General features: G+C 63.1%; 21 protein-coding genes and 1 pseudogene. 9 read left to right on the top strand and 13 right to left on the bottom strand.

Annotated features, from left to right (window positions below; genetic code table 11):
- Positions 1–20: 20 nt before the first annotated feature.
- The 3 genes from NO347_RS12985 to NO347_RS12975 all read right to left on the bottom strand — a co-directional run bounded on the left by NO347_RS12985 (position 21) and on the right by NO347_RS12975 (position 1,994).
- On the bottom strand, positions 21–290 hold the full coding sequence (locus NO347_RS12985; protein WP_256290007.1) for a hypothetical protein: 270 nt from the start codon (positions 288–290) through the stop codon (positions 21–23).
- A 70-nt stretch (positions 291–360) separates the two neighbouring features.
- Entirely contained in the window at positions 361–783 is a 423-nt protein-coding gene (locus NO347_RS12980) for an archease (protein WP_256290006.1), read from the bottom strand.
- Entirely contained in the window at positions 780–1,994 is a 1,215-nt protein-coding gene (locus NO347_RS12975; protein WP_256290005.1) for a CBS domain-containing protein, read from the bottom strand. The genes NO347_RS12980 and NO347_RS12975 overlap by 4 nt, the downstream gene beginning before the upstream one ends.
- 162 nt (positions 1,995–2,156) lie before the next feature.
- Between NO347_RS12975 and NO347_RS12970 the strand changes: the two genes are divergently transcribed.
- From NO347_RS12970 to NO347_RS12960, 3 genes are all read left to right on the top strand, one after another.
- A complete protein-coding gene (locus tag NO347_RS12970) occupies positions 2,157–2,315 on the top strand; it encodes a C2H2-type zinc finger protein (RefSeq protein ID WP_256290004.1) in 159 nt (52 codons plus the stop codon).
- 304 nt (positions 2,316–2,619) lie between these two features.
- Entirely contained in the window at positions 2,620–4,545 is a 1,926-nt protein-coding gene (locus NO347_RS12965) for an aconitate hydratase (RefSeq protein ID WP_256290003.1), read from the top strand.
- A gap of 130 nt (positions 4,546–4,675) precedes the next feature.
- Entirely contained in the window at positions 4,676–6,133 is a 1,458-nt protein-coding gene (locus tag NO347_RS12960) for a DUF8147 domain-containing protein (protein ID WP_256290002.1), read from the top strand.
- Positions 6,134–6,240: 107 nt separating this feature from the next.
- Here the strand turns inward: NO347_RS12960 and NO347_RS12955 are convergent, their stop codons facing one another.
- From NO347_RS12955 to NO347_RS12930, 6 genes and pseudogenes are all read right to left on the bottom strand, one after another.
- Positions 6,241–6,948, bottom strand: a complete 708-nt coding sequence (locus NO347_RS12955) for a LiaF transmembrane domain-containing protein (protein ID WP_256290001.1) — start codon at positions 6,946–6,948, stop codon at positions 6,241–6,243.
- A 107-nt stretch (positions 6,949–7,055) separates the two neighbouring features.
- A complete protein-coding gene (locus NO347_RS12950) occupies positions 7,056–7,670 on the bottom strand; it encodes a helix-turn-helix domain-containing protein (protein ID WP_256290000.1) in 615 nt (204 codons plus the stop codon).
- A gap of 134 nt (positions 7,671–7,804) precedes the next feature.
- On the bottom strand, positions 7,805–8,551 hold the full coding sequence (locus NO347_RS12945; RefSeq protein ID WP_256289999.1) for a hypothetical protein: 747 nt from the start codon (positions 8,549–8,551) through the stop codon (positions 7,805–7,807).
- Between the two features lie 138 nt (positions 8,552–8,689).
- On the bottom strand, positions 8,690–9,247 hold the full coding sequence (locus NO347_RS12940; RefSeq protein WP_256289998.1) for a hypothetical protein: 558 nt from the start codon (positions 9,245–9,247) through the stop codon (positions 8,690–8,692).
- 413 nt (positions 9,248–9,660) lie between these two features.
- The gene (locus NO347_RS12935) at positions 9,661–10,545 is read right to left on the bottom strand and encodes a hypothetical protein (RefSeq protein WP_256289997.1); all 885 of its coding nucleotides are present in this window, start codon (positions 10,543–10,545) and stop codon (positions 9,661–9,663) included.
- A 168-nt stretch (positions 10,546–10,713) separates the two neighbouring features.
- Positions 10,714–11,554: pseudogene (locus tag NO347_RS12930) on the bottom strand (CapA family protein).
- A gap of 139 nt (positions 11,555–11,693) precedes the next feature.
- Here NO347_RS12930 and NO347_RS12920 point away from each other — a divergent pair.
- The 4 genes from NO347_RS12920 to NO347_RS12905 all read left to right on the top strand — a co-directional run bounded on the left by NO347_RS12920 (position 11,694) and on the right by NO347_RS12905 (position 14,608).
- Positions 11,694–12,416 (top strand): MBL fold metallo-hydrolase, encoded by a 723-nt coding sequence (locus NO347_RS12920; protein WP_256289994.1) that lies wholly within the window; start codon positions 11,694–11,696, stop codon positions 12,414–12,416.
- Between the two features lie 138 nt (positions 12,417–12,554).
- Entirely contained in the window at positions 12,555–12,953 is a 399-nt protein-coding gene (locus tag NO347_RS12915; protein ID WP_256289992.1) for an ArsR/SmtB family transcription factor, read from the top strand.
- Positions 12,946–14,106 carry an ACR3 family arsenite efflux transporter gene (arsB, locus tag NO347_RS12910; RefSeq protein WP_305148884.1) on the top strand — a complete coding sequence of 387 codons (1,161 nt, stop codon included), beginning with the start codon at positions 12,946–12,948 and terminating at the stop codon, positions 14,104–14,106. Before NO347_RS12915 ends, arsB begins: the two co-directional genes overlap by 8 nt.
- 28 nt (positions 14,107–14,134) lie before the next feature.
- Positions 14,135–14,608, top strand: a complete 474-nt coding sequence (locus NO347_RS12905) for an arsenate-mycothiol transferase ArsC (protein WP_256289990.1) — start codon at positions 14,135–14,137, stop codon at positions 14,606–14,608.
- 19 nt (positions 14,609–14,627) lie between these two features.
- Here the strand turns inward: NO347_RS12905 and NO347_RS12900 are convergent, their stop codons facing one another.
- On the bottom strand, positions 14,628–15,755 hold the full coding sequence (locus tag NO347_RS12900; protein WP_256289989.1) for an aminotransferase class V-fold PLP-dependent enzyme: 1,128 nt from the start codon (positions 15,753–15,755) through the stop codon (positions 14,628–14,630).
- Between the two features lie 154 nt (positions 15,756–15,909).
- Between NO347_RS12900 and NO347_RS12895 the strand changes: the two genes are divergently transcribed.
- Positions 15,910–16,917 (top strand): metal-dependent hydrolase, encoded by a 1,008-nt coding sequence (locus NO347_RS12895; RefSeq protein WP_256289988.1) that lies wholly within the window; start codon positions 15,910–15,912, stop codon positions 16,915–16,917.
- Positions 16,918–17,339: 422 nt separating this feature from the next.
- Here the strand turns inward: NO347_RS12895 and NO347_RS12890 are convergent, their stop codons facing one another.
- The gene (locus NO347_RS12890; protein ID WP_256289987.1) at positions 17,340–17,630 is read right to left on the bottom strand and encodes a DUF4397 domain-containing protein; all 291 of its coding nucleotides are present in this window, start codon (positions 17,628–17,630) and stop codon (positions 17,340–17,342) included.
- A 43-nt stretch (positions 17,631–17,673) separates the two neighbouring features.
- Between NO347_RS12890 and NO347_RS12885 the strand changes: the two genes are divergently transcribed.
- Positions 17,674–18,525, top strand: coding sequence for an aldo/keto reductase (locus tag NO347_RS12885; protein ID WP_256289986.1), 852 nt, complete (start codon positions 17,674–17,676; stop codon positions 18,523–18,525).
- 177 nt (positions 18,526–18,702) lie between these two features.
- Here NO347_RS12885 and NO347_RS12880 read toward each other — a convergent pair whose 3' ends face one another.
- Entirely contained in the window at positions 18,703–20,298 is a 1,596-nt protein-coding gene (locus tag NO347_RS12880) for an AMP-binding protein (RefSeq protein ID WP_256289984.1), read from the bottom strand.
- A gap of 109 nt (positions 20,299–20,407) precedes the next feature.
- Complete coding sequence (locus NO347_RS12875; protein ID WP_256289983.1) at positions 20,408–21,730, bottom strand: aspartate aminotransferase family protein; 1,323 nt, start codon at positions 21,728–21,730, stop codon at positions 20,408–20,410.
- Positions 21,731–21,975: the final 245 nt, after the last annotated feature.

Raw genomic sequence — 21,975 nt, 5'->3', positions numbered from 1 at the left:
AGAAGTTCGCTCCGTCCCGCCTACGCTTCGAGCTTTTCGATGATCTTCTGCGCGTCGGAGCGGGCGGTCGTTTTTCCTGTGGCTTCGGGGATCAACACCGACTGGACGACCCACTCGTCGCTGCCTTTTCTGTGGCCCGTTCGGACTTTACTGCCCGTCGAGACCTCCGCAGCCGCCTCCTGTGCCCACTCGGGCGTCCGGATCTCGCTGAATTCATCTGGGTCACGGAACCGGACGTGGTAGTACTCGCCCTCGAGTTCGACCAGCTTCGGCTTGGGTATTCGTGGCATAGAAACGAGTGCACCGCGAGTCGTATTATGCGTTACCCGGGTCGCCAGATTCGGAACGTTTCCAAGCCTGTCACACCTCCAAAACCGCCTCGATGGTCCAGCCGTCGTCGTCCTGTTCGATCCGCATCTGGCTATACGTCGGGGCTTTGACGTCGAGCAGCGGCCGGTCCGGTTCGATGGGGGTCGCATAAATCGTCGCCGACAGGTGATAGCCCATCTCGGTCTCGCGGATTTCGACGTCGCCAGCGTTAGAGACCACTGCGTTTTCGATATCCTGACACAGAACCAGCTTGTTCAGGAAGTCGAAGAGCAAGGCTTCGAGGTCGCGCGCCGTGAGGTCGACCTTCTCGATCATCGGATCTGCCTGCGGCTGCGTCGGACCCCCGACGAGTTCCGAGAGCGCGTCGACCATCTCGGCGAACGCCAGTTCGAGCGAACCGGCCTTCGCCCGGAGTTTGACGTCGACGGCGTGCTCTGAGAGTTCGTAGGTCATTGCTGTCGTGGGGGGCCGGCGAGCCACCAGCCGTAGAGTCTGGACCGTTCCTCGTCGCTCGGGTGTTTCTTCGTCTGCCCGTACTCTTTCCCTTCGAGGATCTGCCGCTCGACCACGTTCCGCGCCAGGTGGAGCGCGTGTCGCGCGCCGTAGCCCTCGCCGGTCCCGACGAAGTGTCCCCGGTCGGTGAAGAGTCGAATCCGAGCCATAATCAGCGGCGTGCCGCGGAGCGTCTCGTCGTGTTCTTGGAGGAAGACCTTCGCTTCGAGCACGGTCAGGTCGCCGTATTTGCGCGTGGCGTCCTCGATCAGATCGGCGACGTCCGGGCGCGAGATGTCGTCTAAGAGGTCGACGTTCGTGATCTGGACGGGGAGATGCGTCTCGGCGCCCCAGGTGAGCGACCGCAGGACGTCGGTGTCGGTAACGATGCCGACCGGTCGGCCCTCGCTGGTCACGACGAGCGAGGAGACCCCGGCCTCCAGCATCTGGTCGACGGCATCGTCGAGTGACTGGTCAGACGTCGTGGTCTCGACCGGTTCGCTCATCACGTTCCCCGCCGGCAGGTCGAGCATCCGTTCGAGGCCGCCCGCGCGTTCACCGAAGCCCCCGCGGGAACTCCCGCCACCGGGTTGCGTTCCCGCGCCGGGCGAACCACCCTGTCGACGGTCCATCTCACGAGCGGTGAAGTCCAGGACGTCGTGGATACTGATGACGCCGACGGCGTCGTCGTCTTCGACCACCGGCAGGTGTGTGATGCGCTGGTCCCGAAGCGTGTGGAGTACCTCTCCGAGCGTCGCACCGCGCGAGACAGTGACGAGGTCTTCGGTGTACACGTCCTCGACGGTGAGCACGCCGAGGAACTCCTGGACGGCCGCGAGCAGGTCGCCGGCGGTGACGACGCCGTAGAGTTCCTCTCCCTCGAACACCGGGAGGGTCTTCGCGCTGCTGCCGATCATCAACCGGGCGACGGTCCGCACGTCCGCGTCGACGCCGACTCGGCCGACGTTCCAGATCAGGCTCCGCGCTTTGGCGTCGGGGTTCTGGTGGGTGGAGTTGAGTTGCCGGCGCGTGACGAGCCCCTCGTAGTCGCCGTCAGAGGTGACGACCACCGCGTCGACGCCACGCTCTTGAAACGTTCCCACGAGCTTTGAGACGCGGGCGTCTTCGTCGAACGATTCGTACTCGGTCGTAGCAATCTCTCTGATGTTCATAGGCTTCTCCCGACGGCACGCTACGCGCGGGGGGACATTCAATGTTCGTCTGGGAGGCGTAACGTCCGTCGGGAAGGCGTAACGTCCGGGAGACGCCGCCTGCGACTGGGCAGGGCCACATCGGTCCAAGCAACCATTACTGAGGACGTCGTATCCACACGTATGCCGTCGAAGCGTCATCACCGATGCAACCTCTGTGGCAAAGATTTCGAGACGGGCGAAGCGCTGGAAGATCACATCGAGCGGCGACATCCGAAAGAAGACCTCCACTGGTGGGTCGTCGCCGAAGAACCCGATCGAACGCTCAAGTTCGAACGGTAACTCCGGTTTTACTCGATACTCCGTTGGAAGAAACGCAGTTGTAACGGTGGTTCCGTTTATGTTGAGGTGCCGATTTTGAGAAATCTGTGTGGTTATTTCGAGTAGGGGCGAGAAAAACCTGTGGCTATTCGCGAGATTACAGTCGTCTTTCTGGTTTCTCCCTCACTACGGGTCGGGTAAAACGGGAGTACGTTGTCAGTCCGACGTCTCGGCCCGCGAGATGACGGCAGTGCATAGAACGGCGGGGAGCCGATTCGCGGAACGATACCATCATTAAACGACAGTGAGTCGTAGCCACATAGCAATGACGTCGCAGACACTGACGGAGAAAGTACTGTCCGACCACCTCGTCGGCGGCGAACTCACCCCCGGCGAATCGATGGATCTCGACATCGACCAGGTGTTGCTGCAGGACATTCTGGGTCCACTCGTTTGGATGGAGTTCGAGGCGCTGGAGTTCGAGACGGTCGAGACCGACGTGGCTGTCACCTACTGCGACCACCAGGTGTATCAGTTCGACAGCGCAGATACGGACACCCACCGATACCTTCGGACGGCCTCGCAGGCGTACGGCGGACACTTCTCGAAACCCGGAAACGGGATCTGTCACCAGGTACACCGCGAGCGGTTCATCGAACCGGGCGCGACGCTTCTGGGCAGTGACTCGCACTCGACCACGATGGGCGGGTTCGGCGCGATCGGTATCGGCGCGGGCGGCCTCGACGTGGCGACGGCGATGGGCGGCGGCGCCTACACCGTCGAGATGCCCGAGATCGTCGAAGTCCACCTGACTGGGGAACTCGGCGAGTGGACCTCCGCGAAGGACGTCATCTTAGAGATGCTCCGTCGCCACTCCGTCAAGGGCGGCGTGGGCAAACTGTTCGAGTTCACCGGACCGGGCGTGGAGACGCTGAGCGTCCCCGAGCGGTGTACGATCACCAATATGACGACCGAGCTGGGCGCGACGACAGCGATCTTCCCGAGCGACGAGCGAACGCGCCGGCATCTGACGCGGCTCGGCCGCGAGGACGCCTACCGGGAACTGAGCGCCGACGCCGACGCGACGTACGACGACCGTCTCGAGGTCGACCTCTCAGAGATCGAGCCGCTGATCGCGATGCCGTCGATGCCGGACAACGTCGTCCCCGTCTCGGAGGCAGCCGGCACGCCCGTCGATCAGTGTCTGGTCGGCACCTGCACGAACGGCTCGTACTTCGACATCGCGACCGCGGCCGCAGTCGTGAAGGGCGAGACCGTCGCACCGGAGACGGAGTTCGTCATCGCGCCTGCATCGAAACGGTCCGCCGAGGTGCTCGCCCGCGAAGGTCGCACCGAGGACCTGTACGCCGCCGGCGTGAACCTCTCGGAATCGACGTGTGGGGCCTGCATCGGCCAGGGGCACGTGCCCGCACCGGACTCGGTCAGCCTTCGCGCGTTCAACCGGAACTTCAAGGGCCGTTCGGGCCTTCCCGACGACAGCGTCTACCTCGCCTCGCCGGAGGTCGTCGCGGCCAGCGCGATCGCGGGCGAGGTCACGGATCCGCGCGATATGGACCGCGACGCACCGCCGATCGCACTGCCCGACGATATGACCCGAACGGACGCCGAAATCCTCGGCCCCGAGCCGACGACCGAGGTGCGGAAGGGCGACACGATCGGGTCGGTGCCGCTGAAGGACCCGCTGGCCGAGCAGATCGCCGGGACGGTCATCACGAAAGCCGGCGACAACATCACGACGGACCACATCGTCCCCGCGAACGCCGAAGTGATGACGCTGTGGTCCGACCCACAGGCGTGCGCGGACTACACGCTCGTCCGCGTCGACGAGGACTTCCCCGAAAAGGCCCGCGCGGCCGACGGCGGCTGGGTCGTCGCCGGCGAGAACTACGGGCAAGGTTCCTCGCGGGAGAACGCCGCGCTCGAACTCGCGGTGCTCGGCGTCGACGGCGTGATCGCCCAGAGCTTCGCGCGGATCCACTTCGCGAACCTCGTCAACTTCGGCGTGGTGCCACTGACGTTCGCTGACGACGACGCGTACGACGACGTCGACGAAGGCGACACCCTCGAAGTCGTCGGCGACCTCGCCTCGCAGATCCGTGCGGGCGACGAGCAGGTGACGGTGGACGTCAACGGCGAGTGGACCTTCGAGGCCGACGTGACACTCACGCCCAAAGAGCGCGAGACGCTGCTGGCGGGTGGAAAGCTCTCGCTGCTCAAGAACGAGGCCTGAGCGGTTCCACTCGAGAGCGACCATACGCTCGTCCGCGACGGGGCGGCCCGTCGGGCCGGTCGAGTTGACGACGCACTCGGCAGTCGGACCGACCCACAGCCATATATGCTAATGTAAGGTATCTAACGGTATGCAGGAGCGGACAGCGTCGACGCTCCGAAACGGGGTGCTCGGCGGCGTCGTCGGCAGCGCACTCGGATTCGTCCCGTTGGTACTGTTGGTCGCGCCGCTGCTCGGTGGCGGCGTCGCCGGCTACCTCGAACGCAAGGGGCCGAAGCGCGGCGCGCTCGCCGGTGCGGTCGCCGGCATCGTGATTGCAGCGGTGAGCACACTGATCACGGGCGTCGTCCTGGCCCTTCGCTTTGGAGAGTTCCCGGTTGGCGGCGGCCCACTGCGATCGTTGGGCATCGCCGCGCTCCTCTCGCTCGCAGCGACCATCGGACAGATACTCGTCGCCGGCGTCGGTGGCGCACTCGGAGCGCTCCTCGCCGACGGCCGCGCGTCGGCCCCCAGTGGCAGTCACACAGTAGCCGGAGCAGACGCCGGGCAATCTCCCTCGTGGAGGGCGATCGCCGGCGGTCTGACCGCGGGAGTCGCCGCCTTCCTCGCGGTCACGATCTCGCTCACGGTCGTTTTGGATCCGCTCGTCTGGCCTTCGCTGCTCGTCGCGCTCCCGATCGGGGCGGTCGCCGGCGCCTCGGCCGCCGTACTCGGCTACCGGTATCTGGTTCGCGGCCCCGAGGAGACGATCAACTGGCGCGCGGTCGGAATCGGGGTTCTCGTGGTCGTACTCGTCTTCGGACTCTTGCTCTTCGGCCTCTCGGTCCTCGGCCAGCAGCGCGTCGAGCAGTCCTCCGAAAGCACCTACGAGTACCGTGTCACGCTCTCGACGGATCGATCTCTCGAAAACGCGACGGTGTACGTCCCGATGCCGACAGACGACGGCGACACAGAGCTCACAGCACAGTTCCTCCAGAACGCACGCTACGAGCGGGACGTTCCGGCGCTCCGGGGCTACGACCCCGACCCGACGCCGGTGAACTTCACCTACGAGCGCGTCGAGACCGAGCACGGGCCGATGATCGCGATTTCGGCCGACCGGATCGACGTCTCTCGCGTCTACTACCGAGTCGTCGAAAACGAGACGATGGGTTGGCGCGAGCGGATCAGCCCCGACGAATACGACCCCACGGACCCGGCGATGGGCGTCCGCGACGACGGGTCGTTCACGTTCACGGTGACGCTCAGAAGCGAGGAGCGGATCGAGACGGCCGACCCGCTGGGAACGGCTCCGATCATCACGCCGCAGTACGACCGGACCGCCGTCGAGTGCCGCTTTGGAACGGACGCAGAGCGGCACCGATGCTACGAGTACGACAGTCGCGTGTACGCCACATACGACACCACGCCGAACGCGACAGTCTACGTCTCGACGGAGCTTTCCGGGCGGAACGAGTGGTTCTCCGGCGGCTGGACGGGCAACGAGTACCGCGACCGGACGAGCGTCGAACTGCTCGGTCCGGGCCGGGGCTGGTACGTGACGTCGGGCGAACTCGAAGTCGGGCGCGGGAACTACAGAGACAGATAGAGATTATCGTACGTCCGCATAGATGTCTCGCCGGACGGTACAGCGAGACTCTCCGAACAGTGACGATAATCTATGAGACGGCGGCCGAACGCGGCTGCTGGTCGAGGTCAGTCCAGCACCTCCACACCACCGAACAACACGAGTCCTGTAACGACGAGGTCCGGTTCGGCAGTTTCGTCGGCTTCGTCCGCGGACTTCGCCCGACGGGGGCGGCTATCGGACGCGTCTCCGAACAGCGCCAACACGTCGAGGCGGACCTCCCAGTCCTCGGGAACGCGGATTTCGGAGCCGCCAAAGAGGCAGACAGTCTCGACGACGGCGGGCGGGATCGGAATCGAGACGTCGCGGAGGTCGAGGTCGACGCCGCCGAAGACGGCGACGATCTCGGCGCCGGTGAACGCGTCCGTCGAGAGCCGTCGGTCGCCGCCGCCGAACACGCCGACGGCGGTGAGTTCGCCGTCCGCGTCGACACTAGCGTGTTGAAGCCGGCGTTGACGGCGGGAACGGTTCACGACGATGAGAACACCGAAGAGGACGAGAAACAGCGGCCACCACGTTCCGATAGCCGCGTCGGAGACGAGTCCGAGATTCCGCAGGAGGAAGGTACCCGCGATGGCGACGACCATCACGGGACCTGTGAGATTACGGAAGTCGCTTCTAATGATCGCCCAGACGCCGAGCAGGACGAACAGAGCCGGAACCCAGTCCCAGAGCGTGTCCGTCTCGGCGATTCCCGTCGTGCGCAAGAGAAGTAACACACCGATCAGTATGACGAGGCCACCAGTGAGCAGTCGGCCGGAGAGGGTGCGCGCCATACCGACAGATATGTTGAGAGAACAGAAAATACTACCTCGAATCTGCGTGAGCTGAAAAGTGGTATCGAAAATCGAATTAAACGAATTGTGATTTGTTCTACGAGTATTTATTCTGTGAAGTCCTGTGCGGATGACTCGATGAGGTTCTTCACGCCGCGCCGGACGCGGCCGCTCGCAGCAGTTGTCGAAATTCCGAACGAATCGGCGATTTCTTCGAGCGTCGTCTCTCGTGGTTCTTCGAAATAACCGTTCTCGTAGGCGTAAATAAGCGCGGTTCGCTGCTTGTCGGTTAGCCCGCTCGTGTCGGTCTGGTTGCTCTCCGAAATCTGATGGATTTCTCGAATGTCGAACTCGAACGACTGATCGTTCGCGTACTCCCAGACCGATTGGAGTGACTCTCTGTTTGGAAGCTGCCAGCGTTCAATCCATCCGCTGTTGTATCGGTAGGCGTTGAGCGCGAATCCGTCCTGTTCGGTGACGACCGAACCGAGGAGCAGCGTATCGGGCGCGAACTCGATACTGTAGACGGGGCGGTCCTCGTAGCTCGACACCCGATGCGCGTGTTCGACGGTGTGGTCGGCGTCCAGTTCGCGTTCGAGTTTCTCGGTCTCGTCGGTCTCGACGACGAAGAACGACTGGTCGCTAACGGGGTCTGTGCTCACTTCCTGCAGCACGCGAATGTCAGTGTCTGGAAGTGACGAAATGACATTTGCTAAGGCCATATTCGGATGCGAAAAGTAGACTTTTGCGATGATGGTCATAGGTGTGGTGTTGCTTGTAACTAGGACATCAACAAATGTAGCGTCTCGGGTCGATCCGCAGGACATACTGATGCAACGTCAACCTCAGATCGGTGTTAGAGAAACAGGACAGCGAGCCCGACTCCGAGAGCGAGTACCCCGATCGAAACGCCAGCAACGGCTGTTTTCGCCATCCGGAAGATCGTTGCGGTGGGAGTCGTATCCGAGACGACCAACGGGTCGATACCGTCATCGTCGTCAGTGACGCGGCCGACAACCGTAAGAGTCGCCTCGGGAACGGCTCGCTGCTCAGTGTAGCGGCGCGTCCCCAGCGAGAGAGTGGCTACGAGCGGACGCAGGAGCGACGGCGGATCGCGCCAGAAAGTCGCCTCGGGAAGCGCGGCGGTCGTTTCCTCGAAGCGCGCGATACGGTCGGGGAGATCGCCGTCTATCGGAACCGTCGCGACGACGTCCCGATCGAGGACGACCGTGTGAGCAGGTGCGACGACGTCGACGACCGTCTCCGGCGTTCGAACCCGAAACGCATCCGAGCCGGCCGCTTCGTGAAGCGTGACGAACCAGGGGAGCAACCCCAGGCTGAGGCGACGTTCTTCGACAGCGTAGCGGAGGGCAAGACAGTCGCGCCCGCTGAATGGGGCCGTCAGTAGGTCACTGGCCTGTTTCGCCGTCCCCGACACGCGGACGAGTGTGCCGGGTGGCGTATCGGCCAGCGACGACACGTCGCGCGCTCTACGAATCGCCGTGGCACGCCAGACGTATCTGGCGCTGAACGCGAACACGAGACCGCCAAGCAAAGCGAGGACGCTACCGAACAGGACGCTGCCGGAGGGCGCAGAGACCATACGTACAGTCATCGAGACCGGCACAAGATTCTGTCGACGGGTCGTTCCGTATCGCGGTTAATGGTTTACTACCATTCAGTAAGGTCCTCTTAATGAGAAAAAGACGCTAGCGAGCGACGGTCGGCACGGGAGTACGAACTACCGATCGAGGTCGAGAAGACCGCCGTCGTCGGCCGCGTCGGCGTCCGCGTCCGATCCGGCGTCGGACCCCGAGGCAGGGTCGATCTCGGATTCTGCCGTGTCGCCGTTCTCGTCGTCCGGATCCGACGGCGTTTCCACGTGACACGTGATCGTGACGTCCTCACCCCGGTGTGACGTCTGTACTGCCCACATCTGCCCGCACCCGAGAAGGGTTCGCCAGTCGTCACCGACCTGCTGGTCGACCGAGACGAGTATCTCGTCCGTTTCGGCGTCGCGACCGGCGTATTCGATCCGTAGCAACTCGCCGAAAACGTTCACTCCCGACGGGGTGTCGAGTCGGACCGGCGTGGTCCCAGTGCGTCCGTTCGGCCCTTCGACGACGACGTCCGCGACCGGAACGTCTTCGTCTGGCGTCTGAAACGTCACTTCGAGGGCGTTACCGTCCACTTCGACGCCCGTGACGTCGATGAACGACGCCGAGCGGCCGGTGGCGTCTGCCACCTGTCGACGAAGCGGTTCGAGCGGAAGCCGGGCGGTGTCGGAGCCTCGTGCCATCTCTTCGAGGGCCTACATCGGGGAGACGTATGACTTCTCCGGCGTCTGGACGTCGGCTAGGCGGTCGTCTCGATGGGACAGAGACGACACAGAAGGACGTATCAGCCTCCGTTGGATCGTCGAATTGGGAGACCGTCGACTCGTGGCCGTGTGTGCCACCGGAGAAAGCCGCGAGCTCCGTGCGCAGGTGGTTCGAAGCACGTCGATTTCGGCTGATAGAGCAAATTTGTAATATATCTGTTTAATCTTGTTGTGTAGATGTCCCGGGCAGACAACTATACAACACAGTATTCGAGGCGTGGCCGCCCACGAACTGATAAATTATATATCGCTATATTAAATTGTTGAACTGCAGTTGGGAATCCCGGTAATTTGCTGAACGGGATTTCCGTTTCGGCTGCGAACCAACAGTGTCACGCTACGACCCGGAAGGCGAGGAGAACAGCACCGAGAACGCCGGTCAGCAGACCGAACACCAACCCCCCGCCACCAGTTGACACCCCATCGAATGGTAGTTCCGAGAGATACAGGGTAGACTCGTTCGTGCGCGTCAGCACGAGATCTTCAGGGTGAGTCGTTGACTCCACCCCATCACGCCGGGGTTGAGCGTAGCCGAGGATACTGATTGTGTCTCCCGGTGCGAGTGTCTGTTCTGCGTACTTCCGTTTGCTTGCATCAACGACGTACTCTCCAGCGGGGGTCGTCATCGGGTCTACTGACAACCCGTCAGTGTCATCTAAGAACTCCGTCACCCGGCTTGGCGGGGATTCATCGTAATCAGTTTCCAAATGGATATCGAATGCTTCGAACTCGCACTGAAGTCCTTCGACAGAAACGCCGTCTGCCGAAAGCAGGGTTTCCGGTGTGAACACGTCATCTGTGTTGTTCCCAACGACTACGTCGTCAATGTCGACGAGTATCTCCCCACCGTCGTCCGAGAGAAAGAACGGAACTGTTTTGATGCCCCACGCGGCTCTCTCCCACGACTTCGTCTTCGGAGTATCGTATTGTTCGTTGATCTCCCACGCCGATAGAACACAGCTCTCGTCTCCTTTAATCGGAGATGTGAACGTATCTTGGCCGACTTGTGGAATGATTTCGCCCCGGATCCGAATCACTCCAGGTGATCGTACTTCAGCGATCGGTTTCCGGGGGGTTTCAGCGATAACTTCGGCTCGTTTTCGTTCGTTCCATCCCACATAGAACGAGAGGCCGCTGGCAAGCAGTAGGAGTACACCAGCCCATAGGGCGATCTCCCGTGCAATCGAATCGACGAACGAGACACTAGATGCCAGCATACGTAGAATAAAGATGGGTTAGTAGTAAATGATTAATCTCACCGCGAAACCCGTACAGCAATCTTGGCGTTCGCAACTACAGGTTGGAGGATCGAGATCAGATCGAAAGACGGTGATCCGGCACAAACGAGCGGGAGATGGGACGTGCCCGGTTCGAGTCCGCTTTTCTCACCGGGACAGATCGAGCACTAACTCGTCACCGCCCAATTCGAAGGTGGTTCCGAACGGGGACGAGAGGTCACGCATCCGTCGGCGACTCCACTCGGCCGCCTCCTGGCTGGCTTCGTGTACCGAGCAGTCGGATATCTCGGTCGGACGCAACCGCAGTTCCGAAAGTTCGCCCGTCTGCGACACCAAAAGTTCGAACAGGAAGCCCCGATCGTTCCGGAGGCGGGAGTCGACGGCGTAATCGTCGACGAAATCACCGGTGTCGTATAGAATCGGTCGTCCCTGATACACCTCGGTTCCTTGGAAGGCGTGCGCGCTGTGGCCGTGGACGACGTCGACGCCCTCGTCGACGAGCCAGTGAGCGAACTCCCGGAAGGACTCGGGTGGCCGTTCGACCATATTCGGCCCCCAGTGGAGAGAGACGATCAACAGGTCCGGTGAGTGAACCCGAGCACGCTCTAACGTCTCCTGAACGGTCGCCCGGCTCTTCTCGTCGTCAGCATCGATCACGACGTAAGCCGTTCCCGGCGACGATTCGGTCGCGGCGTACTCGGGCGTGTTGTCGGTGAGCGAAATGAACGCGACTTCGAGGTCGTGTATCGACACTAGTGCTGGCTCGAAGGCTTCCTCACGCGTCCGCCCAGCGCCGGCGTGGGCAATATGTTGGTCGTTGAGGCGATCGAGCGGAGAGCGCACACTCGAGGTTGATGAAGAGCCCATCGAGGTCGCAGAGCGTATCCAGTAGATCGCCCCAGACGACAGCCACCGGGCGTTTCCACTGTCGCTCGTCGACGAGTCGGCCGAGCATTACGTCTCCCGTCAGCCCGATCCGGAGGGACATCACACAGACTAGTCGGAGCGAAGGTGTGAAACTGCTGACGACCGCGAAACGAGGAAGCGACGCTACTCAGGGCGGTCGAGTGGTCGGAACTGGTAGCGCGTTCCGCGTGGAGAGACGGCAGACGGAGGGGGGAAACAGTATGCGGGACGCGACCGAAGCAGTGGGTGAGGGAGTGACTCGAATGGAGATCACCGTTCTGTACGACAACGAACGAGCACGGACGGGCGTGCATACCGGCTGGGGGTTCTCGGCACTCGTCAGTGACGACGTCCTGTTCGATACCGGCGACGACGCGGCCGCGTTGGGCGAGAATATGGCTGCGCTCGACGTGACACCGACCGACATCGACACGGTAGTTCTCTCGCACGGCCACGACGATCACGTCGGCGGACTCCCGGCAGTCGTCGAGCAGAATCCGGAAGTCGACGTGGTCGTCCCCACGGAATCGCTCGCAACGACGGTTTCGCAGTCCGTTCCGAAAACCGTCGACGTGATCGCTGCCGGAGAGTCGACGCAGGTACGAGAGGGCGTGGTCACGACGGGCGCCGTCGGCGAGGAGATCTGCGAGCAGGGACTGGTCTGTCGGTTCCAACGCGGGGCGGTACTCCTGACCGGGTGCGCACATCCTGGGCTGGGATCCCTACTCGACGCCGCTCTCGACACTGCAGCGGTCGTGGGCGTGATGGGCGGCTTTCACGATTTCGCAAGACTGGAAGCCCTTCGCGGGCTCGGCTTCGTCTCGCCCTGCCACTGCACACAGAAGAAACAAGAGATCACGGAGCGGTTTCCCGACACGACCGTCAGATGCGGCACGGGACTCGTCGTCGGCGAAGGCGATGTGGGAGCAGGGGCTGAGAATTGATTTGAGAGTTTACTCAATCTGTTTCAATCCAAAAAATGGCCCGATTACCCCCACTCTATGTAGATCAAATAGATCTATTGACCGCATTGGGCCTTCGAAGGGGAAGAACTAATTGAGTGATCTCTCAATTGGAGTGCAATGGCACAAGCAACAGAACGGCTTCGGCGATACCTCGACGACGAGCTCGGGGAGTGTCGGAGCGAAGACGTCGACGCACGACTCGACGAACTGGGAACCCTCGAGGCGGCGCTGGGCGAGGCGCGCGTCGATGCTGAGCTCAGTATCGTCTCCGCGCTCGCGAACGAGACGCGGTTCACGCTCGTCCGGACGCTCGTCGCCGCAGAGGAGGAACTCTGTGTCTGTGAGTTGAACGCCGTCACAGACGTCACCGAGAGCGGTCTGAGTCACGCGCTCTCGAAACTCGTCGACGCCGGGCTCGTCTCTGATCGGCAGGACGGCCGCTGGAAGAAGTATCGCGCGACGAACCGCGCGATCACACTCGTGACAGTCCTCGAAGGGTGCGTGAACGATGAGTAACGCCCACGAGCACGGCCCCAACTGCGACTGTGAGAGCTGTGGCGATCCGCGGTCAATGGACTTTCTCGACAAGTATCTCACCGTCTGGATCTTCGGCGCGATGGCGATCGGTGTCGGTCTCGGATACGTCGCACCGGGCGTCACGCAGCCGATCCAGGACTTCCACCTCGTCGAGATCGGCCTGATTCTGATGATGTACCCGCCGCTGGCGAAAGCGGACTACTCGCGGCTACCTACCGTGTTCAGCAACTGGCGGGTGCTGGGGCTGAGCCTCGTTCAGAACTGGCTCATCGGCCCGACGCTGATGTTCGGACTCGCGGTCGTCTTCTTCAGCGGCCTCGTGCCCGGACTGCCGGCGCGGCCGGAGTACTTCCTCGGACTCGTGTTCATCGGGATGGCGCGCTGCATCGCGATGGTGCTCGTCTGGAACGAGTTGGCCGAGGGGTCGACCGAGTACGTGACTGGGCTCGTCGCGTTCAACAGCCTCTTTCAGATCGTGACCTACGGCGTCTACGTCTGGTTCTTCGCGCTGTTTCTGCCGCCGCTGCTCGGAATGGAGTCGCTCGTCGCCGGCATCACGACGTTCGACGTCACGCCGATGCAGGTGGTCGAAGCCATCGTCGTCTTCCTCGGGATCCCGTTCGTCGGCGGGTTCCTCACGCGCTACGTCGGAACGCGGACGAAGGGTCGCGAGTGGTACGAAGAGTCGTTCGTACCGTTGATCGATCCGCTGACGCTCGTCGCGCTGCTGTTTACCGTGATCGTGATGTTCGCCACGCAGGGCGGGAACATCGTCGCCGCGCCCGGCGACGTCCTGCTGATCGCCGTGCCGCTGACGATCTACTTCGTCGTGATGTTCCTCGTGAGTTTCGGGATGGGCCGCGGGATCGGCGCGGACTACTCGACGACGACGGCGATCGGCTTCACGGCCGCCTCGAACAACTTCGAACTCGCCATCGCCGTCGCCGTCGCGGTGTTCGGCGTCGGCTCCGGCGTCGCGTTCGCGACGGTCGTCGGGCCGCTCATCGAGGTCCCGGTTCTGCTCGCGCTGGTCAACGTCGCGCTGTACTTCCAGCGTCGGTTCGACTGGGATGGATTCGAGACCGGAAGCCTGAGCGCTCCGAGCACCGGGCCGGCCTCCGAAGACGACTGACAGTGAACAAAGAGACGACACACAGCCAATGACCCAGCAATCCAACTCCGAGACACCTGCGGCACCGAAGGACAGAACAGAAACGACACAGATCGCGTTCGTCTGCGTGCAGAACGCGGGGCGCTCTCAGATGGCCTACGCGTTCGGCCAGCGCGAGATCGAAAACAGAGGGCTCGATGGAGAAGTCGAAGTCATAACCGGCGGGACGCGACCCGCCGAGCACGTCCACGACGAGGTCGTTCGGGCGATGGACGCAATCGACGTCGATGTCGACGGGCGGACGCCTCGGGAGATCACGTTCGAGGAGACCCAGGGGAGCGACTACGTGATCACGATGGGTTGTTCCGCAGACGACGTCTGCCCGGCCGGCTGGGCGGGCGAGAACAGGGACTGGGACCTCGACGACCCGGACGGAAAGCCAGCCGAGGAGGTCGCGGCGATCCGCGACGAGATCGAGGCGCGGGTGTCCGAGCTGTTCGACGAGATCCAGAAACGGGTCTGAGCGCGGCGGTGCGGCGGTTTTACCAGCCAGTCGCTTCGAGTCCGCGCAACAGTCGATCGACGTCCGCAGTCGTGTTGTAGACGTGGAGCGACGCCCGAACCGCGCCGTCGGGGTCGGGCAGCGATCGGATCACGACGTCGTACTCCTCGCGGAGGCGCTCGACCGTCGATTCCGGGTCGTCGACGCGCACCGTCACCAGCCCGGATTCGGGGTCGCGGGGGCTGATGAGTCGGTCTTCGGGAACGCCCTCGACGAAGCGCGTCGCGAGATCCCCGATGTGCGATTCGATCGTGTCGAGACCGACGTCAGTCAGCAGATCGATCGAGGCCGAGAGTGCTGCGTACGGCGCGGGGCTGGTGGTTCCGATTTCGAACCGCGGCGCGCCGCGTTTCAGTTCGTACGCGGGCGCGCTGGCGTCCTCGACGCTCCGATACCCGATCTGTCCCGGGTGGAGATCCTCGGCGACGTCCCCGTCGACGTAGAGGAAGCCGGCGCCCCAGAGGCCGAGCATCCACTTGTGGCTCGCCATCGCGACGGCGTCGGCACCCCACTCGGTCACGTCGAGTTGGCACTGGCCGGGTACCTGCACGGCGTCGACGAGGACGCGCGCGCCGGCGTCGTGGGCTTCCTCGACCAACTCCGAGACGGGGAGATGCGTCCCGTAGTTCCACGTCAGCGCGCTCAGACAGACGAGTTTCGCGTCCGAAACGGCGTCGCGGTAGGCGTCGCGGTCGATGCGGCCCGCAGTGGTCGGCACGACGCGGACCTCACAGCCGCGGCGTTCGAGACGCTGCCAGGGGAGAATCCCCGCAGGGTGTTCGAGGTCGGTCCGAACGACGACATCGCCAGGTTCCCACTCGATCGCCGACGCGATGCGGGTGATGCCGTCAGTGGTGCTCTGGGTCAGCGCGATTTCGTGGTCTTCGGCACCGAGAAAGTCCGCGACGTCGGCGCGGGTGTCTTCGTACAGGCCGAAGGCGTGGGGGTAGGGACCCGGATCGTCCGCAGCGTCCCACTCGTGGGTCTCGATCGCCCGCTGTGCAGCCTCGACGATCGGACGCGGACTGGGACCGCTCGCGCCGGTATTGAGATATCGAACGTCGTCGAAGACCGGAACGGACGCGCGAACGTCGGCAGGCGTAGTCATCGCCGCGACATTCACACCCGCCGCACTTAGAGGATTGGTCGTCACTCGCCGCCGAGAGTGCAGCGGCCGCCCCTTCGGCGGCGTTGGTAGTGTATCGTTACCAGTCGACGAGACCAGCGAGACGCTTATGCTTCGCGGCCCCCGAGGTTCGAACGTGTTTGTCGGCCACGCGCTGCTCGCGTTCGCCCTCGCGGTACTGTTCGCCGAGTGGCGAGGCTGGTCGACACGGCAGGCACTGCTGTTGGGCGCGGCGACGGGCGCGTTCGCGGCGCTCCCGGACGTCGACGTCGTGTACGCGGTCGTCGCTCTCGACGGAGGGCAACTGTTCGGCAGCGGCGTGAATCCGACAGCCTTCTGGGACGCCGCGAACAGCGTGCACCGGTCGATGACGCACTCCGTGCTCGTCGCGCTCGTCGCAGGGCCGGCGTTCGGTCTCTGGGCCGTGCGGGCGCGGACGGCGGACGGCGCCACGAGTCGACGGCGAGCGTGGGGTGCGCGGGTCGCGAGCGCCGTGTTGCTCGTCGCGCTCGTCGCCGTCTCGATCGTCGCAAGCGGCGCACTCGGCGCCGTCATAATGGGCGCCTTCGTCGTCGCCGGCGGCGCGATCACGGCGCTGAGTCGCCGGAAGACGGACCTCTCACCGCAGGTGCTCGGGCTCGCGGCGACCGCCGGACTCCTCACGCATCCGTGGGGAGATCTCGTGACCGGCCAGCCACCGCAGTTCCTGTACCCGTTCGGGGTTGGCGTCATCGAGAGCCGCGTCGTCTTACATCCCGATCCGACGATGCACTTGCTGGGGGCGTTCGCGATCGAACTCGCGGCCGTGTGGCTGGCCGCGCTCGCGATCGTGCGGGTGACCGACCGATCACTCGGGACGTTCTACGACCGGAGTGCAGTGCTCGGAGCGGGCTACGGCGCGCTCGCGCTGGTCTTGGCCCCGCCGACACTTGCGGTGTCGTATCACTTCGTGTTCTCGATTCTGGCAGTCGGAGTCGTCTGTAGCGGACTCTCGTGGTACCGATCGACGCCGGTCGCACCGCTGCGTCGGCGGCCGACCGCAGGCGACGTCCGTGCCGGGTTCGCGTTCGGGGCGACCGGGCTCTCGGGGACGACGATGGCGCTGATCGGATACGTCGTCGTCTACGTGTCGCTCTGGCTGTGAGACGCGCCGCTGTTCGAGTTAGGTCCGAAAAATGTCCATCGGGATGACGGTCGACGTTCGCCCAAGTACCCCTACCCGCGCGCCCGTCGAGGCGTCGTCCCGTGACCGTATTTTGGAATTTAGCGAAACGAGTAAAAGTCTTGTGTATACTGTCGCCCTCAGTACCCCAGAATTTGGGATGAGAAGTATTCGCACATAGAGGCCACGGCGCGGCGATTCGAGGCCGGTCGAACGCGAATCCGACCCGATCCGATTCTATAGTAGCGTTTACAACTGAGTAAGCAGCCAATCGCACGACTGCGTGCGGTTAGGTGCGTGAAGACGTGCAAACGCTACTATAGCCAGCCTCGATACGATCCGAGTTAAAGAGTCTACTGCGTGCGAGCAGCCTCGCTACCGCCCACAAGCAGCGTATGGATCTCTCAGACCATCGTGTCCTGTGCGACGAGGAGGTCGAACGGAGTGTCTGCGTGTTCGTCGTCCGGGGAGAGATACCCCGCCGCGAACGCGGTGTACACCTGGCCGCCGGCGAGGTCGACATCGAAGCTCGCGACCACGTCGCCGTCGTTACCGCCGGTGTCGCCGCGGATCTGGTGGGTATATTCGCCAGCAGAGACCTCGACGTAGCCGGACTGCCCGTAGGCGACGCCGTCGTAGAGCGCGTCGCCGCTCGATGCCACGGTGACGTCGACAGCGGGGGACAAGGCGGCCAAAGACTGCCGGATCACTTACGTCGGTTCCGACCGTTCACCCGTCGTGACACTTCGCAACGCGAGCGGCACGTTCGACATCGGTGGCGAGCTGACTGTGCACCGGCTAGGATTCGGTGCGATGCGAATCACCGGCGACGACGTGCTCGGTGACCCTGAGGACGTCCAGAACGCGAAACGAGTGCTCCAGACGGCCGTCAACCTCGGCGTCGACTTCATCGACACCGCAGACTCCTACGGACCGGGGACCAGCGAGCGACTGATCGCCGAGGCGCTCGCGCCGTATCCCGAAGACCTCGTCGTCGCCACCAAAGGTGGGCTGCTCCGAAATCGCGACGGTGACTGGCTCACTCACGGCGATCCGGACTACCTCCGAAACGCGCACCTCTGTAGCCTCGACCGACTTCGAACGGACTGCATCGACCTGTATCAGTACCATCGCCCGGATCCCGACGTCGACTTCGAGGGGTCGGTCACGGCGCTCGCAGAACTGAAAGACGAGGGCGTGATCGGACACGTCGGCCTCAGCAACGTGAGCGTCGATCAGTTGGAGACGGCACGCGACATCGTCGAGATCGCGACCGTGCAGAATCGATACAACCTCGGGAACCGCGAGAACGAGGCCGTACTCGACGTCTGTGAGTCGAACGAGATCGGCTTCATCCCGTGGTTCCCGCTCGGAGCGGGCGATCTCGGCGACGAGAAGGCAGCGGTCCTGACGGACGTCGCCGACGCCAACGACGCCTCGGAGTACCAGGTCGCGCTAGCGTGGCTACTACAACGTTCACCTGTCGTCCTCCCCATCCCGGGGACGTCGTCGATTCCGCATCTTCGAGAGAACGTCGCCGCCTCGCACCTCGAACTGACCGACAAGGAGATGCGACGCCTGGGTGCGTGAGGACGAAGGGTATCCCGAGACGACAGACTCGCTCAACGGCAGCGAGCGTGCGCTCGCGTGGCTACAAACGAATCCTCGGCGGTCTTACCAGACGGGGCCGGGTCGTCAGCTATCAGTGTCCGTGCAGCTACGAGCAGCGCCACGGGGTGCGGCCGTCCCGGAAGGACGCTCCGGCCGTCAGTTGATCGACCGATCCCGGCCCTCCCAGTAGGGATCTCGGAGCGCGGCTTTGTCCACTTTCCCGTGTGACGTCGTTGGGAGTGAGTCCACGAAGCTGAGTGATTTCGGCTGTTCGTAATCCGCGAGATGCTCACTGACGTGGCGTTGCAGTTCCCGTTCGGTGACGGAGGCAGACGCCGGGACGACGACGGCGTGAACCGCTTCGCCCCACGTCTCGTCTGGAATGCCGAACACGACCGCTTGACCGACGTCAGGGTGGGACGTCAACGCATTCTCGACGGTGTAGCTGTAGACGTTGAGCCCGCCCGAGACGATCACGTCGTGTTTTCGGTCGAGGAGGTAGAGATATCCGTCGTCGTCGAGGCGGCCGATATCCCCCGTCGATACCCAGCCGTCTTCGAGCGTGTCTTCGGTTGCCTCCGGTCGGTTGTGGTAATGCTCGAACGCATACGGAGCGGTCGCCAGAACCTCACCGACCTCTCCAGCGTCCAGCTCTGCGCCGGTGTCCGGGTCGACGATGCGGACCTCGGCCATCAGACAGGGGTGGCCAGCGGACTCCAGTCGCTCGGGCGCGCGACCGTCAGCGGCCATCGCGTGTTCTTTTCGGCCGAGCACGCTGATCAGGTTCGGAACTTCCGTCTGTCCGTAGAACTGACAGAATATCGGGCCAAAGGCGTCGATTCCTTCTTCGAGTTTGTCGGAACGGATGGGTGCAGCGCCGTAGAGCATCCGTTCGAGAGAGGTGCAATCGTACGAATCGTAGGGCGCTTCCAGAAGCCGGTAGATCATCGTCGGGACGACGAACGTCCACGTGACGCCGTAGCGCTCGACAGCATCAAGGAGACTCTCCGGAGTGAAGTCCTGCTGGACGACCGTTCGTCCGCCACCGAGGAGGTTCGCCCACAGAAACGTCCCGGCGGAGTGCGACAGGGGGGTGACGACGAGACCCGTATCGCGTCCGTCGAATCCGAACTCGGCGAGGTGCGCGTAGAGACTCGCGACGAGACTGTGCTGTGAGTACACGACGCCTTTCGGCTTCCCTGTCGTCCCGCCGGTGTAGAAGAGGCCGGCCGGATCGTCGGGGGCGACTTCGAGGTCCCGGTAGGACGGGTCAACAGACGTGTCGCCGGCGACCATCTCGTGGTAGTCTCGAACGGTCGTCTCGGGGATGTCGTCCGGCGGGTCGTCCGAGACGACGACGACGGTTTCCGGCGCACCCGTCGCAGTAGCCTGTTCGGCGACGGGAGCGGAGTACTCCGGTTCGCAGACGACCGCCCGGGCCCCGGAGTCCGAGAGGATATATTGGATCTCCTCCGACGAGAGCATCGGATTGAGGGGCACGCGAACGGCACCCATCTTGATGATCGCGAGATCGACCAGAACAGATTCGGGGCGGTTCGACAGCAACACCGCGACTTTATCGCCCGGTTCGAGGCCCGAGTCGATGAACGCCGCCGCCAACGCCGACGAACGAGAATCGAGCGTCTCGTAGCTGAGGGTGCGGTCCGCCGTAACGAGGGCAGTCCGGTCCCGGTATCGTTGAAGAGCGTTCTCGAAGAGCGTCCGCAACGTCTGGTTGGCCGGTGCGTTCATACGTGTGTCTCAGGTGATGCGCGGAGGGCGACCGTGTTATTTGCTTCGCTGTGCGCTGACGGGTGACGGAGGCGCGACGGCGAGTGTCGCCTACGAACCGGTCACGCCGTCACGCAGTGTGTTCGACGATGGCGTCTTCGATGGCGTCGACCGTCCGCACCAGTTGGTCACGGGAGATCGTCAGCGGCGGCTGGAACCGCAGGACGTTCTTGTAGAAGCCGCCGGTGCCGATGATGATCCCGTTGTCTCGGAGGTGGGTGCCGATCTGGCCCGTCAGCTTCGGATCGGGTGCGGGCGCGACGTCCATCGGCCCGAGTTCGTCGGGGGTGACGATCTCGATGCCCTGCATCAGTCCGAGTCCGCGCGTGTCGCCGACGACGTCGTACTCGGCTTCGAGTTCTGCGAGCCTGTCTCCGAGCCACTGACCCTGCTCTCGCGTGTTCTCTATGATGCCGTCCTGAAGTTGGTTGATCGTCTCCAGCGCGGCCGCACACGTCACCGGATTCCCGCCGAACGTCGACAGGTGATCGCCCGACTCGAAGGCGTCGGCAATTTCGGGCTTGGCGGTGAATGCACCCAGCGGAAGCCCGTTGGCGATCCCCTTCGCCTGTGGCATAATATCCGGGACGACGTCGAAATGGTCGGACGCCCACATCTCGCCGGTGCGTCCGTAGCCGGACTGGACTTCGTCGACGATCAACAGTGCGCCGTGCTCGTGTGCGATCTCTTGGACTTCCTGTAACCATCCGGATGGAGGGACGATAATTCCACCCTCTCCCATCACTGGCTCGACGACAACCGCAGCGAGATCACCGGTCGTGTGCGAGTCGATGACGCGTTCGACGTCGGTCGCGCAGCCACCCGAACAGGGGCCGCCGTCGCACATCTGACAGCGGTAGGCGTACGGCGGGGCGACGTGCGAGACGTCGTTGAGGGTCGGGCCCATCTCGGATTTGTAGCCCTTGTTCCCCGTCAGCGCGAGCGACCCCATCGTGCGGCCGTGAAAGGACATCTCGAGGGCCAGCACTTCCTTCGACCCGGTGTACTTCCGCGCGAGTTTGATCGCGCCTTCGACGGCTTCCGTTCCGGAGTTACAGAAGAACGATTTCTGGAGGTCCCCCGGGGTGATCTCTGCGAGCTTCTCGCCCAGTTCCGCCGCAGGCTCGTGCGGATGGACGTAGGTGCAACCGTGGACGAACTCGTCCAGTTGCTCTTTCGCCGCAGAAACGACCGCATCGTTCGTGTGACCGACGTTCGTGACCGAGATACCCGAGAAGACGTCGAGATACTCGTTCTCCTCGAAGTCTTCGACGGTGCACCCGGACGCACGCTTGATCGGTGTGTTCAGCTCTTTCCAGATCGGCATCAGGTACCGATCGTAACGCTCCTCGACGGCAGCGTTAGAACGGTCTGTGGTGTGTTCCTGCGACATTGGCTCTGAGCTATGTGTATGAACACAGTACCATTAATCTGGTGATTGTTGGAATTTATCCGGGTAAATATCGTGTACACAGATGGAGTGCGACAAAACAGATATATAATCGGATAAAGTGTTTCAGTCTCTCGTCCGCGAAATTGAGGACGTTTCGATCGGTCGGATAGGTAGGGCCGGCAGAAATCGTAGCTTCCCGAGAAAACGCCAAGTACGAACGAGGCAGTCGTGACGGCGAGGCGTTG

The sequence above is a fragment of the Halobellus inordinatus genome (assembly GCF_024464655.1).
GTDB classification, from domain to species: Archaea; Halobacteriota; Halobacteria; order Halobacteriales; family Haloferacaceae; genus Haloquadratum; species Haloquadratum inordinatus.
The sequence above is the reverse complement of the archived record's forward strand: the minus strand, read 5'-3'. Positions and strand labels throughout refer to the sequence as shown.

Bases quoted from the DNA above. Each gene is read 5' to 3' on its own strand.
- NO347_RS12960 (WP_256290002.1), top strand. From the start codon at position 4,676: ATGCAGGAGCGGACAGCGTCGACGCTCCGAAACGGGGTGCTCGGCGGC.
- NO347_RS12880 (WP_256289984.1), bottom strand. From the start codon at position 20,298: ATGAACGCACCGGCCAACCAGACGTTGCGGACGCTCTTCGAGAACGCT.
- NO347_RS12980 (WP_256290006.1), bottom strand. From the start codon at position 783: ATGACCTACGAACTCTCAGAGCACGCCGTCGACGTCAAACTCCGGGCG.
- NO347_RS12945 (WP_256289999.1), bottom strand. From the start codon at position 8,551: ATGGTCTCTGCGCCCTCCGGCAGCGTCCTGTTCGGTAGCGTCCTCGCT.
- NO347_RS12905 (WP_256289990.1), top strand. From the start codon at position 14,135: ATGACCCAGCAATCCAACTCCGAGACACCTGCGGCACCGAAGGACAGA.
- NO347_RS12970 (WP_256290004.1), top strand. From the start codon at position 2,157: ATGCCGTCGAAGCGTCATCACCGATGCAACCTCTGTGGCAAAGATTTC.
- NO347_RS12950 (WP_256290000.1), bottom strand. From the start codon at position 7,670: ATGGCCTTAGCAAATGTCATTTCGTCACTTCCAGACACTGACATTCGC.
- NO347_RS12985 (WP_256290007.1), bottom strand. From the start codon at position 290: ATGCCACGAATACCCAAGCCGAAGCTGGTCGAACTCGAGGGCGAGTAC.
- NO347_RS12935 (WP_256289997.1), bottom strand. From the start codon at position 10,545: ATGCTGGCATCTAGTGTCTCGTTCGTCGATTCGATTGCACGGGAGATC.
- NO347_RS12940 (WP_256289998.1), bottom strand. From the start codon at position 9,247: ATGGCACGAGGCTCCGACACCGCCCGGCTTCCGCTCGAACCGCTTCGT.
- NO347_RS12920 (WP_256289994.1), top strand. From the start codon at position 11,694: ATGCGGGACGCGACCGAAGCAGTGGGTGAGGGAGTGACTCGAATGGAG.
- NO347_RS12900 (WP_256289989.1), bottom strand. From the start codon at position 15,755: ATGACTACGCCTGCCGACGTTCGCGCGTCCGTTCCGGTCTTCGACGAC.
- NO347_RS12875 (WP_256289983.1), bottom strand. From the start codon at position 21,730: ATGTCGCAGGAACACACCACAGACCGTTCTAACGCTGCCGTCGAGGAG.
- arsB (WP_305148884.1), top strand. From the start codon at position 12,946: ATGAGTAACGCCCACGAGCACGGCCCCAACTGCGACTGTGAGAGCTGT.
- NO347_RS12955 (WP_256290001.1), bottom strand. From the start codon at position 6,948: ATGGCGCGCACCCTCTCCGGCCGACTGCTCACTGGTGGCCTCGTCATA.
- NO347_RS12915 (WP_256289992.1), top strand. From the start codon at position 12,555: ATGGCACAAGCAACAGAACGGCTTCGGCGATACCTCGACGACGAGCTC.
- NO347_RS12965 (WP_256290003.1), top strand. From the start codon at position 2,620: ATGACGTCGCAGACACTGACGGAGAAAGTACTGTCCGACCACCTCGTC.
- NO347_RS12975 (WP_256290005.1), bottom strand. From the start codon at position 1,994: ATGAACATCAGAGAGATTGCTACGACCGAGTACGAATCGTTCGACGAA.